Below are 15,768 nucleotides of genomic sequence, written 5' to 3'. Positions count from 1 at the left end.
ATGTAGATTATATACTAACCATAACCTCTTTAAAAAGGTTTTTGATTAAATGAATTTCTGATGCATATTGGGTGTTTTTTCTACAACCAAAGTACAAAGTGTTGGTGAGTTTGGATGTACCTTCCCAGATTACCTTTATTTTTTCATCCTCAACTTCTTTGTTGCAAAGAAAGTCGGGGATAATGGCCAGGCCTTTCCCCGCTGACAGGCAGCGGACGATCGAATTAAGGTTAGGTACAATGTAGTTTGGACGGAAATCGGCGTGCTTGCCAAAGTTAAGTTGCCAAAAACGTAACAGGTGTTCCATGTCTCCGGCAGTACCATACCATTTTTGCTGTTTTAACCAGGTCTCCATTCCTGAGAGATTTTTCTTTTTAACCAACGCATCAAAAGCCTGTACATCAGTTTCTGTTCCACCTACTAAAACAATGGTTTCTGAAGAAAAGGCTTCATGTTCTACATTTGGCGAATTGCCTTTTTGTGGGGTGATAATGAGGTCTAAAATACCTTTATCCAACTGGTCTAACATCTCTGGATATTCTCCAAAACGGATAATAACATTAAACGGAAGCGTAGAAATATATTGCTCAAGCGTAATCTGAAAAGTTTCGAAACACATGCCCACGCTGATGGTTGGAGTATGTTTCTCCGTACTTTTCTGGAAATGTTTTTCTGCATCTTCCAGTTTGGTTAAAGGTTCTACGATAAAATTGTATAGTACTTTTCCCTTTTCCGTGGGAATCATTTTCCTGCCCGTTCGCTCGAACAGTTTATAGCCCACGTAGCTTTCTAAAGAGCTTAAATGTAAACTTACCCCAGGCTGAGAAATAAACAGATTCTCTGCTGCACCGGTTAAGGTTCCTGTTTTATAAACCGCCTTAAAACTTCGATACCACTCTAAATTAACCAAACCAAACTATTATAATTATGATACAAAGGTATAAATTAACTTATTTTAATGATACTTTATATTGCGATAATTTTGTGTCAGTAAATAGCAAAGACAAAATGACAAAAATATTCATCATCAACGGCGGACAAAAATTTGGTCATTCCGGTGGCAGATTTAACGAAACGGTAGCCAATGCTACTGTCGATTTCTTCTCCTTACAAGAGGGATTTGAAATTAAAACAACCAATATCAATAATGAGTATAATCCGAAAGAAGAAGTAGCGAAGTATGTTTGGGCAGACATTGTAATTTATCACACCCCGATCTGGTGGTTCCAGTTGCCGCATGGATTTAAAAAGTACATTGATGTGGTATTTACTGAAGGGCACAAAAATGGGATTTACATTAGCGACGGGCGGAAAGCTGATCATCCAACCCGGAATTATGGTACTGGTGGCATGTTGCATGGTCGGAAATACATGGTTACATCATCATGGAATGCGCCCAAAGAAGCATTTACCTTGCCCGGAGAATTTTTTAAGGAAACCAGTGTGGATGATGGTGTCTTGTTCGGTTTCCACAGGATGAATGCCTTTACCGGGATGGAACAAATACCAGGAATTCATTTTCATGATGTAGAAAAGAATGCAGATATTAGGACTGCACTTAAATTGTATCAGGAACATTTAAATCAGATTTTTTAAATACAGTAATATATGAGCATTTATTTGACAGCGATAGTTAAAAGCAAAAAAGAAACCGTGGATGAACTAAGAGCCATGCTGTTGGATATGGTTGCAAATTCGCGTACCGAGGAAGCTTGCATTCAGTACGATCTGCATGAGGCAGGAGATACTAATACGTTTATTTTTCAGGAGGAATGGAAAGACCAGGCAGGTTTGGATCTGCATAATAAGCAGCCTTACCTCTTAGGTTTTGTCGCACAAGCCAGTCGGTTAACCGATGAGATTGTGATCTATAAAACAGAAAAGTTAGCCTGATTATCCTTTACTATATTTAGTAGTTAAGGAAGAGCCTACGGAAGCAATTACAACAAAAGCAACAGCAAAACACTCTTTTAAGCTGAGGTATTCCTGTAAAAATACAAGTGCTGCTAAAGAGGCCATAGCAGGCTCAAGACTCATTAAAATACTAAAAGTACGAGGCGGAAGCTGCTTAAATGCTTTCATTTCTAAGGTGAAGGGTATGGCGCTTGAAAGTAGTGCAAGTGCCGCTCCCAATCCCATTAATTTAGGATTCAGCGTGCTCAAACCACCGCCATAAATGCCGAAAGGCAAAATGACCAGGGTAGCAAATAACATCCCGATAGTAACGGCATCGCCTCCTTTCATCATTTTGGAAATTCTACCACCTAAAATGATATAACCTGCCCAGAAAACACCGGCCAAGAGTGCCAGCAGTACGCCGGTTAAATTGAGTCCTGTACCTGTCCATGGGGTGATTAATACAATGCCTGCAGCAGCAAGTACCACCCATAGAAAATCAATAGGTTTTTTTGAACCGAAAATGGCAACCCCAAGCGGACCAACAAATTCTAAAGTTACTCCCAAACCGATCGGGATTCGTGCTATGGCCATGTAAAAAACCATATTCATTACTCCTAAACAAACGCCGTACAGGATCACGTATTTCCATTGTTTGGCATTTAATTGATAGAGGTTTGGCCTAAAGGCAAGCAGTAAGATTAACGCTGATAAACCAATGCGTAAAGATGCGGTTGCAGCAGCTCCAATTTGCGGAAAAAGGCCTTTTGCAATTGCCGCCCCACATTGTACACTGATGATAGACAGTAAAACAGCAGGTATCGGCGGAATATTGACTTTGCTTTTCATCCAGGGATGTGTAAATGAGGCGCAAAATTAGGGAATTATAAACTGCCGGAGGTCTAAAATGAAAAAAGGAGAATCAGATTACGCTGCTTCTCCTTCGATTATAAGCTGAATTTTATCAACAGAACAGTTCCTGTTCATCCCGGTTTTCAGTAGGAATTTTCTTTAAAAAATCGTCAAATGCCGGCCCCTCATTATCCGAATATGTTCCGTAAGCATCCAGTACATACCCAATATTTTTTTCTCTATCTTCTATCAGATATAATACTGAATTGTCAGCAGGGTCAGAATCTCCTTCAAAACGATAAGTTTTAACAATTGTCAAATCTTCGGGTTTATAAATTTTTCCGAGTGATTTACTTTGCATCTTACCGTGATCAGACATTTTTAATTCGTTATCTTTTCCTTTCAGCCTCAATTTTTCCAAAATTTGACTTAAAGTGTTCATTTCATTTGGCTGTTCCATAGTTGTACTATTTTATAGTGATTAAACAAGTGGCGTGCAAAATGGTTTTGCCATCATTCTTTTTAAACCAAACTAAATGATTGCCCGTCTGTTCTTCATTAAACTAAAATCTAATCATATGAAAAAATACTTTTTAAGCTTAGCAATTGCTGGTATTGCGGTTGTAAGTGCTTGTACCAAAACCGATAAAGAAATTGCTCAGGCCACTTTGACTGAAACAGCAGACAATACGAAAACCATCGGAACAGCAAAGTTTTATGAATTGAGCGATGGGAAAATTAAGATGGATATTGAAATGAATTTTGCGGCACGCGCCGACAGCAATGTGGCGGTTCACTTTCACGAACATGGCGATTGTGGCAACATGGGTGAAAATACCCACGGCCACTGGAACCCAACTAAAGAGGCCCACGGCAAATGGGGATCGGCAGCGTACCACAGTGGCGATATCGGCAACATCAAGCTAGATGGTAAAGGCCATGCCACACTTTCGGTTACTTCGGATAGATGGAGTGTTAAAGATGGCGACATTAAAAATATTATTGGAAGGGGAATTATCGTGCATGGGGGTACGGATGATTATACCACGCAACCAACGGGTAACTCAGGACCACGGGTGGGCTGTGGTGTAATAGAAGCGGTGAAATAATTTGCGTTAAAAATCGGTCATTACTGACCTTTCTCAAGCGGTTAAATTTTTAGCCGCTTTTTTTATGCAATTTGGCGAGCCTTGTCATCATTATTAAAAAACCTAAATCATATGGCAACGCTAAACGAATCTCAAAGCGGCAAGGCTGCAAAAGGAAGAACCAAAAAAGTAACACCAAGGGTAGATCTTACTGCAATGGTAGATCTCATGTTTTTATTGACCACATTTTTTATGCTCACCACAACGTTGAGCCAGTTAAACGCTGCCGATATTGCTAAGCCAGATAAGAAGGATATTAATATCAAAGCAAATTTTCCCGAATCTCGCACCATGACTATTGTATTGGGTAAAGATAATAGGGCCATTTCTTACATGGGTACTATTGAAAAGGCCAATATGAAAGTAATGCCTGTTGCAGATCTACCAAAGGAAATTATGGCGAATAAGCTACTGGTTGCAGCTACCCATCATAACAATCCATTGAAGCATATGATCGTAATCATCAAGCCAGGCAAAACTGCCAGATTCCAAGATTTTGTTGATGCAGTTGATGAGATGAAAATTGCAGATATTAAATCATACAGCATAGATGATGAGCATTTCGATGATAAGGAGTTATTGTTTATGAAAAATAATGGACTTTAATGCTTTTATTGTAGTGTTGGATATTTGTGGTGTTTGGATGTTACCATCCGATACAAAATCGGCATAGTAAAGAGAAAAAGTTAAATATTGTTTGTTGTTTTTTGGAAAGCAGTGGCAGTGAATCTTTTTAATGTCCGTCCTGCTTTTTGCTTGTAGTCCCGATTAGAAAAAAAATCGGGAGCTACCCGCTTCAATCAGGTTTGGATAAGTCAGGTTTTTGCAAGTATTATTTGTGGTGTTGGATGTTACCATCCGACACAAACACCTGCTTAACTTAGCAGGACTTTCGGAAACGATAGATGCGGAACCCTGCTTTTCAAAAAAAACATAGTGGTTTTTCTACTGTTTGATGAACCACCAAACAGGAAAACAAAAAAGGCGTTTTGCAATGTCGCAAAGACGCCTTTTTATATCATTTTATTAGAAGGATTAAATACCGAAAGCAGCTTTAACCTGATCTACGTAATCTAATTTCTCCCAGGTAAACAACTCAACTGATACGGTTTTTTCTTCGCCGTTTGGCGTTCTGAAAGTTTTGGTCACTGTTTCTGGTGTACGGCCCATGTGTCCGTAAGCAGCAGTTTCGCTATAAATTGGGTTTCTTAATTTTAAACGTTGCTCAATAAAGTAAGGGCGCATATCAAAAATCGATTCTACAATTTTAGCAATCTCCCCATCCGTTTTACCTACTTTACCTGTTCCATAAGTATTGATGTAAATACCCATTGGTTTCGCCACACCGATTGCATATGATACCTGAACCAAAATTTCATCAGCAATGCCGGCAGCCACTAAATTTTTAGCGATGTGACGTGTAGCATAAGCCGCACTTCTATCTACTTTACTTGGATCTTTACCTGAGAAAGCTCCGCCACCATGAGCACCTTTACCTCCGTAAGTATCAACAATGATTTTTCTACCGGTTAAACCCGTATCGCCATGCGGACCGCCGATTACAAATTTACCGGTTGGGTTAATATGGTACTCAATCTGATCATTAAATAAATGCGCATACTGCGGATTGTTTTTGATGATGCGCGGAATTAAAATATTAACCAGGTCAGTTTTGATTTTGGCCAGCATGCCTGCTTCTTCATCAAAATCATCATGTTGTGTAGAAATTACAATCGCATCAATGCGAACAGGTTTGTTATTATCATCGTATTCTAAAGTCACCTGACTTTTAGCATCCGGACGTAAATAAGTGATTTCATTATTTTCGCGGCGTAAAACAGCAAGTTCCTGTAGTAATTTATGAGAAAGGTTTAATGCCAAAGGCATATAATCTTCAGTTTCATTTGTAGCATAACCAAACATCATACCCTGATCGCCCGCGCCTTGTTCTTCTTTGCTGCTTCTATCTACACCCTGGTTGATATCTTGCGATTGCTCGTGTATAGCCGATAAAATACCGCAGGAGTTGGCCTCAAACATGTATTCGCTTTTGGTGTAACCGATTTTCTTGATTACATCGCGCGCAATCTGCTGTACATCTAAATATGTTTTAGATTTCACCTCACCCGCCAAAATAACCTGACCAGTAGTAACCAAAGTTTCGCAAGCTACTTTTGATTCCGGGTCGAAAGCCAAAAAGTTGTCAATTAATGCATCCGAAATTTGATCGGCGATTTTATCTGGGTGACCTTCAGAAACAGATTCTGATGTAAATAAATATGACATTTATTAAATAATTAATGATAAATAAACAAATTTATGATTGCCAAACCCCTTGGAAACAGGTGTTGAAATGATTGAAAGGAGGCATTAGCAATTTTTTTAAGTGGTTGCAATCCGGTCCCGCGGTATCGGGATAGCAAATCAATCCACTTTTTACTGCGGCAAAATTAGCATATTTTCTTTATTTCAAAAATTATAGATTATTTTGTGCACTCAATCTTACACTTTGCACACAAAGATCAATATTCTCTTTATCATAAACCCCATCTCCGGTGGGAGAGGGAAACGGCGTATCCCCGATTTTATAGATAAATATTTAAATAAGGAAAAGTTTAGTCCAAATTTCGTTTTTAGTGAATATGTGGGGCATGCCAGCGAATTGGCAGATGAAGCGGCTACCAAAAACTTTGATGTAATTGTTGCTGCGGGTGGCGATGGTACCATAAATGAAGTGGCTACAAAAGTATTAAAGCACCAGAAAATTTTAGGGATTTTGCCGCTGGGATCAGGTAATGGCCTTGCCCGCTTTCTGAATATTTCCAAAAACTTAAGGTACGCACTTTCCATCATCAATGATTTTAAGATCGATAAAATTGATACGGCCGAGTTTAATAAAAAATGTTTTTTCAACCTGGCCGGAATGGGATTTGATGCTCACCTGAGTGCTGTTTTTTCGAAGGATAAAAAACGCGGGTTATCTGGCTATGTAAAATTGGGCTTTAAGGAAGTTTTCAATTATAAGCCGCAACTATATCAGCTGGATATTGATGGTAAAACTCATAGCCGGAAAGCCTTTGCTATTAGTATTGCCAACTCATCTCAATATGGAAATGATGTGTACATCGCACCAAATGCATCGGTAAAAGATGGATTACTGGATGTTTGTATTATTAAACCTTTTCCCATAATAAAATTACCATTATTGGGTTATGTAATGTTAAATGGGAAAGCCGAAACATCTGATATGATCGAGATTATTAAAGGGAAAAATATTAAAATCATAAGAGAAATGGCCGGTGCGGTGCATGTTGATGGGGAGCCTTTACAGATGGGCGCTGAGATTGAAGCGATGGTGAATCCACTCTCTTTAAAAGTGATCGTTCCGTAGTTAAGTTTGGAGCTTGGCGGTTAGAGTTGCGGGTTAATTAACCATCTGTCATCATCCATTTTACATCTCCCATATTACATTTATAACCATGAAATCGAAGAAAAATAGTTTAAGCGACCTTGGTGGAATTATGTATTCTACCAATCCGGAGTTCGAATACGAAGAAGAAGTTGATGATACCGTTACTTTGCCAAACAATCAGCAGGATTTAAGGGTGATGCTGGATAAAAAGAACCGTGGAGGTAAGGCCGTGACGTTAATTACTGGTTTTCGAGGGCGTTCAGAAGATTTAGAGGTGCTGGGCAAAATGCTGAAGACCAAATGTGGTGTAGGTGGCTCTGTTAAAGATGGCGAAATCATGATCCAGGGTGATGTGCGCGATAAAGTGATGGGTATTTTGCAAAAGGATGGTTATAAGGTGAAAAAGGCCGGGGGATAACAGTTGTCATCCTGAGTGAAACGAAGGATCTTTCCAATTGTGTAATTCCTCATATTAGTTTTCGGCTCCGCTCAGACTGACAGATGTTAGTTAACACCCCTGGTATTAAATTATTTTTTGGGTTTTACCTATTATCGGCCAATTAACTATTTTTCCCAAATATAAATCCTATCCCAATCCGACCATTTACAAGTTTATTCATGCTACATTCTATCTTAATGTTTCGTAAGTAGATTTTTTGCAAGATGTTTATGGAAAATTAAACGCATGAAAAGAATAATTTCCTCCCTTCTCATTTGTTCATCGCTATACTCCTTTGGACAGAAAAAAAAAGATGCTTTCTTAAGTGAAGCAAATGGTAATCCAACGTATTATGGAATTTCCAGACCGAATTCAAACTGTCCTGTGTTGCTTCGTGTTGATGAAAGAACCAAGTGGATTTCTTTCAGCAATCCTGAATCGAGTGATTCACTGAAAAATAATGTTTTCCTTGGAGAGGCAGAAACTATTCATCTGGAAATGAGGATCCACAAAGACAGCCTAAGATATTATAGGTATTCTGTTATAACGAACGATAGTGTTTACCTTGTGGATGATGCCATTCCGAGTAAGATAAACTTTAGATGGCCCAAAGGGAGTGATTTTCCAAATTATTTTACAATGAGTTTGGGCGATTATAATGTTGTTGGCAAAAAGATTATAGTTAAAATATACAAACTGCCTCAGAAATTTAAAGTAAATACCATTGTAATTTATAATCAGCCTCTTTTACCTCCTAAAGTATTGATTAAGAATCTGTTTTTAGAATCAATAAATAAAAAGGGATTATCTGTTAGTGAAATGACCAGACTAATGATAAAAAGGGGACGGAAATCATTTTTTCTCAAACGGCAACCTTTTAATAATGGCGAAGCTATTGCTGTAAGTGATAGTATGAAATTAATGTCGATTGGTATAGAAAATACAGGTGTTAATTTTATTTACAAAGTAAAAATAACCCGATACGGTAGTGATTACCCTGAAGAAACTGTTCTAACAACCAGCGATTGGGATAATTCATACATCTCGGTTGATGCTGAATATTTTAAGAAACCAGGAAAATATAGGGTTATCATTGCGCCAGATATATACCGATCGTTGGATTTACCAAAAGGTGCATCATGGACATCTCCCCAGACCTCTTTTGAGTTTACTGTTACTGAGAAAAAAAATAAATATTTCTCCAAAAAAGAGTTTATTATTTACGGCCTCATATTATGCGCCATAGCCGGAGCAATTTTTGGCGCCGCTGTAACCTACATCAAAAAGAAAGAAGCTAAAAAGCTCGCTTTACAATACAGGGATAAAGAAATCGCCAAACTCCAGTTAGAATCTGTACGCTCGCAGTTAAACCCACACTTTTTGTTTAATGCTTTGGCGGGCATTCAAAATCTGATGAACAAAAACGAAATCGACAACGCTAACCGTTACCTTAGCAAATTTGCACGTTTAACCAGGAATGTTTTGGGTCATAAAGAACTCATCAGCTTAACATCAGAAAAAACGTTATTAGATGATTATCTGCAGATGGAGCAGTTGCGCTTTGGCTTTCAGTATAATATTAGTGCTTCACCAGATCTTGATGTGGAGAATATTGAAATTCCGGCCATGCTTTTACAGCCTTTTGTGGAAAATGCGGTGAAACACGGTGTGGCCGAAAAAGGAAGTAATGGTCAGATTGAAATTAATTTCATCAAAGTTGAAGCTGACCTAATACTAAGTATAACCGATAACGGGACTGGTTTCGATACTGCAAAAAATTACGATGGTTTGGGGTTGGCACTAAGCAAAAACCGGATATCTTTACTGAATTCAATTTATAAAGAAACACCATTTATGCTCGATATCCAGTCAGGTGAAAACGGTACTACCGTTAAAATTACATTTACCCAATGGTTATAAAATGCGGACAATTTTAGTAGACGACGAAGCTGCCAATCTGGAAAATTTAAAGATTTTACTGGCCAAATATTGCCCAGAGATCAAAGTAGTGGCTTGTGCTACCACGATAGAAGAGGCTTTTGCGCAGGTTAAACTGCATCATCCAGATTTGCTTTTCCTGGATATCCAGATGGGTAAAACAACAGGTTTTGACTTGTTGAAGCAGCTTACAGAGAAAACTTTTGAGGTGGTTTTCGTAACTGCTTATGATCATTATGGTATCCAGGCGGTAAAGTTTGCGGCTTTAGATTATCTGCTCAAACCTGTTGATCCCGAAGAGCTGAAAGCTGCGGTAGAAAAAGCCACAATCAGGATCAAAAACAAAATCGATGGCGACCAGCTCAATTTTTTGCTGAGCCAGATTAAAAAAAGTGAGGCAACTATTCCTAAAATAGCGCTGCCGCAACAACATGAAATCCGATACGTCTCTGTTAATGATATTGTGCGCTGCGTAGCCGATAATACGTATACGTTTTTCTTTTTAAGCAATGGTGATAAAATCCTGATTTCGAAACCGTTGAAAGAATATGCAGATCTGCTTAAACCGCAAGGCTTTGTGCGGGCGCACCAAAGTCATCTGGTGAATCCCAAATTTGTAAAAAGCTGGTTAAAAGAAGATGGTGGAACGCTATTGATGACCAATGGCGATAAAATCCCGGTTTCTAAGCCGAACAGGGAAATGGTGAAAGAAGTATTGGGGAAATGACATTTTAAACCTCACAGGTTTCAAAAACCTGTGAGGTTTAGACATTACCTTACATTTTTGTACTTTTGCGGCTATGTCAGTTATTAAACCCTCATTAGCAAAAGGTACCCGTGATTTTACCCCGGTTGAAATGGTTAAACGCAACTTTATTTACGATACCATTAAAACGGTTTTCAGGAAATATGGTTATGCCGAAATCCAAACGCCAAGTTTCGAAAACTTGTCTACCCTGACCGGAAAGTACGGCGATGAAGGCGATAAACTGATTTTTAAAATATTAAACAGCGGAGAATATCTTAAAGATCCGAAGAAAAAATCCTTTGATTTTGCTGAAAAAGATAATAGTAACAAGCTGATTCCTTTAATCTCTGAAAAAGCATTACGTTACGATTTAACTGTACCTTTTGCCCGTTATGTGGTGATGCACCAGCACGAAATTACTTTGCCTTTTAAGCGTTTCCAGGTACAGCCGGTATGGCGTGCCGATCGTCCGCAAAAAGGCAGGTACCGTGAATTTTACCAGTGTGATGTGGATGTAGTGGGTTCGGAAAGTTTATTGAACGAAGCCGAGTTTATTCTGATCTACAACGAAGCTTTGAGCAAATTGGGCTTAAAAGATTTCACCATCAAAATTAATAACCGTAAAATTTTATCGGGTATTGCTGAAATTATCGGTAAGCCGGATTTGATTATTGATATGACGGTGGCCATTGATAAACTGGATAAAATCGGCTTAGATGGTGTAAGTAAAGAATTGTTAGAACGGGGTTTTACAGAACAGGATTTAGAAAAACTCCGTCCGGTAATTTTGTTAGAAGGTTTTAATGAGGAGAAACTGGCCAGCCTGAAAGAAGTTTTAGCTGAATCTGAAACCGGTTTAAAAGGTATTGCAGAAATAGAACAGGTTTTCGACTATGTAGAGAGCCTTATTGCTTATGGTTTACCTTTAACTGCGAAATTAGAATTAGACATTACTTTAGCCCGTGGATTAAATTATTATACGGGTTGTATTTTCGAAGTTAAAACCAACGAAGTGGCCATGGGCAGCATTGGTGGCGGTGGCAGATATGATGATTTAACCGGTATGTTTGGCTTAAAAGGCTTAACAGGCGTAGGTGTTTCTTTTGGCGCAGACCGCATTTATGATGTATTGGAAGAGTTGAACCTTTTTCCTTCCTCAGCAGAAGTGGGAACGAAAGTTTTGATCAGTAATTTCGATGAAGCGGCGGAAAAATATGCCCTGCCGATTGTTCAGCAGCTAAGGAATGCAGGGATTTCGGCAGAATTATATCCGAGTTCTGCGAAACTGAAAAAACAAATGGCTTATGCTGATGCCAAAAACATACCTTATGTTATTTTAGTTGGTGGCGATGAAATTTCCAGCGGAGAGCTGACCTTAAAAGATATGAAAAGCGGCGAACAGAAAAAGCTAACTGTTTTAGGTATACTGGAGTTGTTGAAATAATACTCATTTTTTACTGAAGAGAAAATCCGTCATTGCGAGAAGGCTTTTTCAGCCGACGAAGCAATCTTTATGGTAGAATCACTTAGCATAAAAGATTGCTTCGTCGTTCCTCCTCGCAATGACGAGTGCTGGATTATCGGCCAACCCGCAATAAAACCGGAAAATGCACATCCTTTTCTGCATCATCACCCCAGGCTTCTTTTAGTTCGGTAAACATGTATTCTAATGGATTGCGTTTGTTAGCTTTTTTATAATGTTGTAATGCAGACCAGGTATTCAAATAACCGGTTAACTGTTTAAAATTCCAGGTCGTTTTGATCTGGAAATGCGGCGCAATAATTTCTTTAAAAGGAAATGGAATGGTTTTATAACCTTCTTCAATATAACGGCGTTCACTATCCCAGTATTTTCCCAAGATATCTTCATATAGCTTATGGACTGCTGCATCTACTTTTTTATCAATAACCATTAAACCGTAACCTATTACCGCGAAAAGGCCATCTGGCTTTAGTGTTCTTTTTACTTCCCCATAAAACGCTTCGAAATTAAACCAATGGATGGCCTGCGCCACCGTAATTAAATCGAAACTATTATTCTCCACCAAGATTTGTTCTGCTGGTTCTACTTTATAAGTGATGTTGGGCAGCTGTAAAGCATTTTTTAACTGATTTTCGCTAATGTCTGTGGCATAGACCTCATTAAAGTGCTGTGCCAATACCCGTGCAACCTGGCCATTTCCTGTAGCACAATCCCATGCCGTTTCCTTATTTTTTACCAGGGCAAACAAATAATCATATAACGTTTGTGGATAAGTGGGCCGGTAAATGGCATAATCGGCAGATTGGGTTGAAAAATTATCTTTCATTGTTATAATGATTGAGTGTTGAACGATGAAGGAGTGAGTGGGTAAGGGCGGATCTGACTTCGCTCTTTCTTATAAAATTATTATATTTTTGATAAACAAGTGTTATTAATTTAAGTTTCATATTCGGCAATTACTCATTCAAAATTCTCTCAATCAATCATTTTATTGCTCATTCATTCAATAATTCTACACCATGGAAAAAACAGTACAAAAAGACGAAATTAAGGATGTAGAATACCGGTTAAAATCTATATTTGGTGGTTCGGTCGGGAACCTGGTTGAATGGTACGACTGGTACACCTACTCTGCTTTTGCATTATATTTTTCTCCTGCCTTTTTCCCGAACAGCAATCCCACGGCACAATTGTTAAACACAGCTGGAATTTTCGCGGTAGGGTTTTTAATGCGCCCTATTGGTGGCTGGTTATTTGGAAGTATTGCCGATAGACTGGGCAGAAAACGTTCCATGACACTTTCTGTGCTGATTATGGCTATAGGGTCTTTAATTATCGGTTTAACTCCTGGCTACAAAAGGATCGGCATCGCTGCTCCGTTATTGCTCGTTATTGCCAGATTGATTCAGGGTTTGAGTACCGGCGGCGAATATGGAACGTCCGCTACCTATCTGAGCGAAATGGCCACCAAAAAACACCGTGGATTTTATTCAAGCTTTCAATATGTAACACTTATCGGCGGACAATTATTGGCTTTAGGCATTCAGCTGATCCTGCAGAACTGGCTGCTTAGTCCTAAAGAACTACATGCCTGGGGTTGGCGGATTCCCTTTTTTATAGGTGCTGTCCTCTCGTTCTTTGCACTGTATCTGCGGAGGCATATTGATGAAACGGCTGCTTTTAAAAGTAAGAATACCGAAGGCAAAAAAGGCGGAATGGCTGTGCTGTTAAAGTATCCGAAAGAGGTTTTTACCGTAGTGGGCCTAACATTGGGCGGAACCATCGCTTTTTATACCTTTAGTACCTATATGCAAAAGTTTCTCGTGAACACGGTTCAGCTGAGTAAAGAAACTTCTACAACTTTATCCTTCATTTCGTTGTTGGTTTTTGCCATTATGCAGCCTTTATTCGGCTTGCTGTCTGATAAAATCGGGAGAAAGCCGCTCTTAATCGGATTTGGGATATTGGGTACCTTATTTACCTATCCTATTTTAACGGGCTTAGCCGGCGAGACCAACAAGACGATTATCTTTTTATTGATGATTGGTGCGTTAATTATCGTCAGCGGGTATACGAGTATCAATGCGGTAGTGAAAGCTGAATTATTCCCCGCTGAAATCAGGGCTTTGGGTGTGGGTTTACCTTATGCTTTAACCGTTGCTGTTTTCGGTGGAACGGCAGAATATTTTGCACTTTGGTTTAAAAATATTGGTCACGAAAGTTATTTCTATTGGTATGTAACCGGATGTATTTTAATCTCGCTGATTTTATACGCTACGATGAAAGATACCAAGCATCACTCCAGGATAGAGGATTAGACTTTAGCTCTTTTTTATATGCGATCGTCGCCCTGATCCGATAGCCATCGAATTTATCCCAAATGGTCCTCGTTTGTAACGGGGATTATTGAGATCTGCGTTACAAACGCGGACGATAAAGAATTTTACTAATAAATTACCTCTTCGTTAATCTATGCCTTTGTAGCAAACTTATGCCGCTCCTGTTTGGTTGGTAAATTATCGACAAACAACATATTCAATTTTTATATATTTACCATTATGCAAAACCTACCTCCTTTAGCCGAACGTATGCGCCCTCAAAACCTCAATGAATATGTTGGCCAGCGGCATTTGGTAGGAAAGGGGGCTGTATTGCGCAAAGCGATTGAAAGTGGCCAGCTGCCATCCATGATTTTCTGGGGGCCGCCCGGAGTTGGTAAAACCACATTGGCCTATATTATTTCGCAAGCTTTAGACCGGCCTTTTTTTAATTTGAGTGCCATAAACAGCGGCGTAAAAGATATCCGTGAGGTGATTGACCGTGCCGCACAGTTAAAAGATAGCTTTTTGGGTTTGCCTATTTTGTTTATTGATGAGATTCATCGTTTCAGTAAGTCGCAGCAAGATAGTTTGTTGGGAGCTGTAGAGCGGGGCCTGGTTACTTTGATCGGCGCTACGACAGAAAATCCATCTTTCGAAGTTATTTCCGCTTTGCTTTCCCGTTGTCAGGTTTACATTTTAAAATCACTTACTGAAGAGGAATTGGTCGGCTTATTGCAAACAGCCATTAAAAAAGACACTGTTCTTATAGAGAAGAAAATTTCGATTAAAGAACATGAGGCTTTAATCCGTTTATCAGGTGGTGATGCAAGGAAATTATTAAACGTACTCGAAATTGCCATCAATGGTATAGGCGGCGATAAAATTGTGCTCACCAATGAGAATGTTCTGGCTCATGCTCAACAGAACCTGGCACTTTATGATAAAGCCGGAGAACAGCATTACGATATCATTTCGGCATTCATTAAATCAATCCGTGGTAGCGACCCGAATGCGGCAGTTTATTGGTTGGCCAGGATGATAGAAGGTGGAGAAGATCCATTGTTTATCGCCCGCAGGTTGTTGATTTTATCTTCAGAAGATATCGGCAATGCCAATCCAAATGCACTGTTATTGGCGAATAATTGTTTCACGGCTGTCAATGTAATCGGCTATCCGGAGGCACGGATTATTTTATCACAATGTGTAACCTATCTGGCCAGTTCGCCAAAAAGTAATGCGGCTTACGAAGCCATTAACAAGGCACAAGCTTTGGTTAAGCAAACGGGTAATTTGCCTGTGCCGTTACACATCCGCAATGCACCTACCAAACTGATGAAAAATATCGGCTATGGTAAAGATTACCAATATTCGCATGGATATGAAGGTAATTTTTCGCCACAGGAATACTTTCCTGAAGAATTAAGCGGCACAAAACTCTACGATCCGGGTAAAAACCCCGCAGAAGATAAACTGCGCGAAAAGCTTAGGCAAAACTGGAGAGACAAATACAAATATTAGTGTAACATTTTGT

16 protein-coding genes are annotated in these 15,768 nt (G+C 39.2%); 11 read left to right on the top strand and 5 right to left on the bottom strand.

Annotated features, from left to right (window positions below):
* Window positions 1-7: 7 nt before the first annotated feature.
* The gene (locus ACFE6N_RS01310) at window positions 8-910 is read right to left on the bottom strand and encodes a LysR family transcriptional regulator (RefSeq protein ID WP_378933027.1); all 903 of its coding nucleotides are present in this window, start codon (window positions 908-910) and stop codon (window positions 8-10) included.
* Window positions 911-1,008: 98 nt separating this feature from the next.
* Here ACFE6N_RS01310 and ACFE6N_RS01305 point away from each other — a divergent pair, with 98 nt between their 5' ends.
* Together ACFE6N_RS01305 and ACFE6N_RS01300 are read left to right on the top strand one after the other, a co-directional pair.
* Window positions 1,009-1,596, top strand: a complete 588-nt coding sequence (locus ACFE6N_RS01305) for an NAD(P)H-dependent oxidoreductase (RefSeq protein WP_378933025.1) — start codon at window positions 1,009-1,011, stop codon at window positions 1,594-1,596.
* Between the two features lie 12 nt (window positions 1,597-1,608).
* Window positions 1,609-1,893: a putative quinol monooxygenase gene (locus ACFE6N_RS01300; RefSeq protein ID WP_378933022.1), complete on the top strand. Its 285-nt coding sequence runs from the start codon at window positions 1,609-1,611 to the stop codon at window positions 1,891-1,893.
* On the opposite strand, the gene ACFE6N_RS01295 is transcribed toward ACFE6N_RS01300, so the two are convergent.
* A complete protein-coding gene (locus ACFE6N_RS01295) occupies window positions 1,894-2,745 on the bottom strand; it encodes a DMT family transporter (RefSeq protein WP_378933019.1) in 852 nt (283 codons plus the stop codon).
* A gap of 115 nt (window positions 2,746-2,860) precedes the next feature.
* Window positions 2,861-3,208 carry a hypothetical protein gene (locus ACFE6N_RS01290; RefSeq protein ID WP_090983697.1) on the bottom strand — a complete coding sequence of 116 codons (348 nt, stop codon included), beginning with the start codon at window positions 3,206-3,208 and terminating at the stop codon, window positions 2,861-2,863.
* Between the two features lie 118 nt (window positions 3,209-3,326).
* Here ACFE6N_RS01290 and ACFE6N_RS01285 point away from each other — a divergent pair, with 118 nt between their 5' ends.
* Together ACFE6N_RS01285 and ACFE6N_RS01280 are read left to right on the top strand one after the other, a co-directional pair.
* A complete protein-coding gene (locus tag ACFE6N_RS01285; RefSeq protein ID WP_378933016.1) occupies window positions 3,327-3,857 on the top strand; it encodes a superoxide dismutase family protein in 531 nt (176 codons plus the stop codon).
* Window positions 3,858-3,968: 111 nt separating this feature from the next.
* Window positions 3,969-4,502 (top strand): biopolymer transporter ExbD, encoded by a 534-nt coding sequence (locus tag ACFE6N_RS01280; protein WP_378933013.1) that lies wholly within the window; start codon window positions 3,969-3,971, stop codon window positions 4,500-4,502.
* A 429-nt stretch (window positions 4,503-4,931) separates the two neighbouring features.
* Here ACFE6N_RS01280 and metK read toward each other — a convergent pair whose 3' ends face one another.
* Window positions 4,932-6,182, bottom strand: coding sequence for a methionine adenosyltransferase (metK, locus tag ACFE6N_RS01275; protein ID WP_090983701.1), 1,251 nt, complete (start codon window positions 6,180-6,182; stop codon window positions 4,932-4,934).
* Window positions 6,183-6,405: 223 nt separating this feature from the next.
* On the opposite strand from metK, the gene ACFE6N_RS01270 reads away from it, so the two are divergent.
* The 5 genes from ACFE6N_RS01270 to hisS all read left to right on the top strand — a co-directional run bounded on the left by ACFE6N_RS01270 (window position 6,406) and on the right by hisS (window position 11,877).
* Window positions 6,406-7,287 carry a diacylglycerol/lipid kinase family protein gene (locus ACFE6N_RS01270; protein ID WP_378933011.1) on the top strand — a complete coding sequence of 294 codons (882 nt, stop codon included), beginning with the start codon at window positions 6,406-6,408 and terminating at the stop codon, window positions 7,285-7,287.
* A gap of 88 nt (window positions 7,288-7,375) precedes the next feature.
* The gene (locus ACFE6N_RS01265; RefSeq protein WP_145857810.1) at window positions 7,376-7,726 is read left to right on the top strand and encodes a translation initiation factor; all 351 of its coding nucleotides are present in this window, start codon (window positions 7,376-7,378) and stop codon (window positions 7,724-7,726) included.
* A gap of 267 nt (window positions 7,727-7,993) precedes the next feature.
* A complete protein-coding gene (locus ACFE6N_RS01260; protein ID WP_378933009.1) occupies window positions 7,994-9,667 on the top strand; it encodes a sensor histidine kinase in 1,674 nt (557 codons plus the stop codon).
* Window position 9,668: 1 nt separating this feature from the next.
* Entirely contained in the window at window positions 9,669-10,412 is a 744-nt protein-coding gene (locus ACFE6N_RS01255) for a LytR/AlgR family response regulator transcription factor (RefSeq protein ID WP_378933007.1), read from the top strand.
* 73 nt (window positions 10,413-10,485) lie between these two features.
* On the top strand, window positions 10,486-11,877 hold the full coding sequence (gene hisS, locus ACFE6N_RS01250) for a histidine--tRNA ligase (RefSeq protein WP_378933004.1): 1,392 nt from the start codon (window positions 10,486-10,488) through the stop codon (window positions 11,875-11,877).
* A gap of 133 nt (window positions 11,878-12,010) precedes the next feature.
* On the opposite strand, the gene ACFE6N_RS01245 is transcribed toward hisS, so the two are convergent.
* Window positions 12,011-12,742 (bottom strand): class I SAM-dependent methyltransferase, encoded by a 732-nt coding sequence (locus tag ACFE6N_RS01245; protein ID WP_378933001.1) that lies wholly within the window; start codon window positions 12,740-12,742, stop codon window positions 12,011-12,013.
* Window positions 12,743-12,935: 193 nt separating this feature from the next.
* On the opposite strand from ACFE6N_RS01245, the gene ACFE6N_RS01240 reads away from it, so the two are divergent.
* Both ACFE6N_RS01240 and ACFE6N_RS01235 read left to right on the top strand, forming a co-directional pair.
* Entirely contained in the window at window positions 12,936-14,234 is a 1,299-nt protein-coding gene (locus ACFE6N_RS01240) for an MFS transporter (RefSeq protein ID WP_378932999.1), read from the top strand.
* Window positions 14,235-14,474: 240 nt separating this feature from the next.
* Complete coding sequence (locus ACFE6N_RS01235; RefSeq protein ID WP_378932996.1) at window positions 14,475-15,755, top strand: replication-associated recombination protein A; 1,281 nt, start codon at window positions 14,475-14,477, stop codon at window positions 15,753-15,755.
* The last annotated feature ends 13 nt before the right edge of the window (window positions 15,756-15,768 follow it).

Origin of the sequence: Pedobacter sp. BG31 (assembly GCF_042464845.1) — a bacterium.
GTDB lineage: Bacteria > Bacteroidota > Bacteroidia > Sphingobacteriales > Sphingobacteriaceae > Pedobacter > Pedobacter suwonensis.
Note: the sequence above shows the minus strand (reverse complement) of the source record. Positions and strands in the feature narration are given on the sequence as shown.

Bases quoted from the DNA above. Each gene is read 5' to 3' on its own strand.
- ACFE6N_RS01305 (WP_378933025.1), top strand. From the start codon at position 1,009: ATGACAAAAATATTCATCATCAACGGCGGACAAAAATTTGGTCATTCC.
- ACFE6N_RS01300 (WP_378933022.1), top strand. From the start codon at position 1,609: ATGAGCATTTATTTGACAGCGATAGTTAAAAGCAAAAAAGAAACCGTG.
- ACFE6N_RS01295 (WP_378933019.1), bottom strand. From the start codon at position 2,745: ATGAAAAGCAAAGTCAATATTCCGCCGATACCTGCTGTTTTACTGTCT.
- ACFE6N_RS01290 (WP_090983697.1), bottom strand. From the start codon at position 3,208: ATGGAACAGCCAAATGAAATGAACACTTTAAGTCAAATTTTGGAAAAA.
- ACFE6N_RS01285 (WP_378933016.1), top strand. From the start codon at position 3,327: ATGAAAAAATACTTTTTAAGCTTAGCAATTGCTGGTATTGCGGTTGTA.
- ACFE6N_RS01280 (WP_378933013.1), top strand. From the start codon at position 3,969: ATGGCAACGCTAAACGAATCTCAAAGCGGCAAGGCTGCAAAAGGAAGA.
- metK (WP_090983701.1), bottom strand. From the start codon at position 6,182: ATGTCATATTTATTTACATCAGAATCTGTTTCTGAAGGTCACCCAGAT.
- ACFE6N_RS01265 (WP_145857810.1), top strand. From the start codon at position 7,376: ATGAAATCGAAGAAAAATAGTTTAAGCGACCTTGGTGGAATTATGTAT.
- ACFE6N_RS01260 (WP_378933009.1), top strand. From the start codon at position 7,994: ATGAAAAGAATAATTTCCTCCCTTCTCATTTGTTCATCGCTATACTCC.
- ACFE6N_RS01255 (WP_378933007.1), top strand. From the start codon at position 9,669: ATGCGGACAATTTTAGTAGACGACGAAGCTGCCAATCTGGAAAATTTA.
- hisS (WP_378933004.1), top strand. From the start codon at position 10,486: ATGTCAGTTATTAAACCCTCATTAGCAAAAGGTACCCGTGATTTTACC.
- ACFE6N_RS01245 (WP_378933001.1), bottom strand. From the start codon at position 12,742: ATGAAAGATAATTTTTCAACCCAATCTGCCGATTATGCCATTTACCGG.
- ACFE6N_RS01240 (WP_378932999.1), top strand. From the start codon at position 12,936: ATGGAAAAAACAGTACAAAAAGACGAAATTAAGGATGTAGAATACCGG.
- ACFE6N_RS01235 (WP_378932996.1), top strand. From the start codon at position 14,475: ATGCAAAACCTACCTCCTTTAGCCGAACGTATGCGCCCTCAAAACCTC.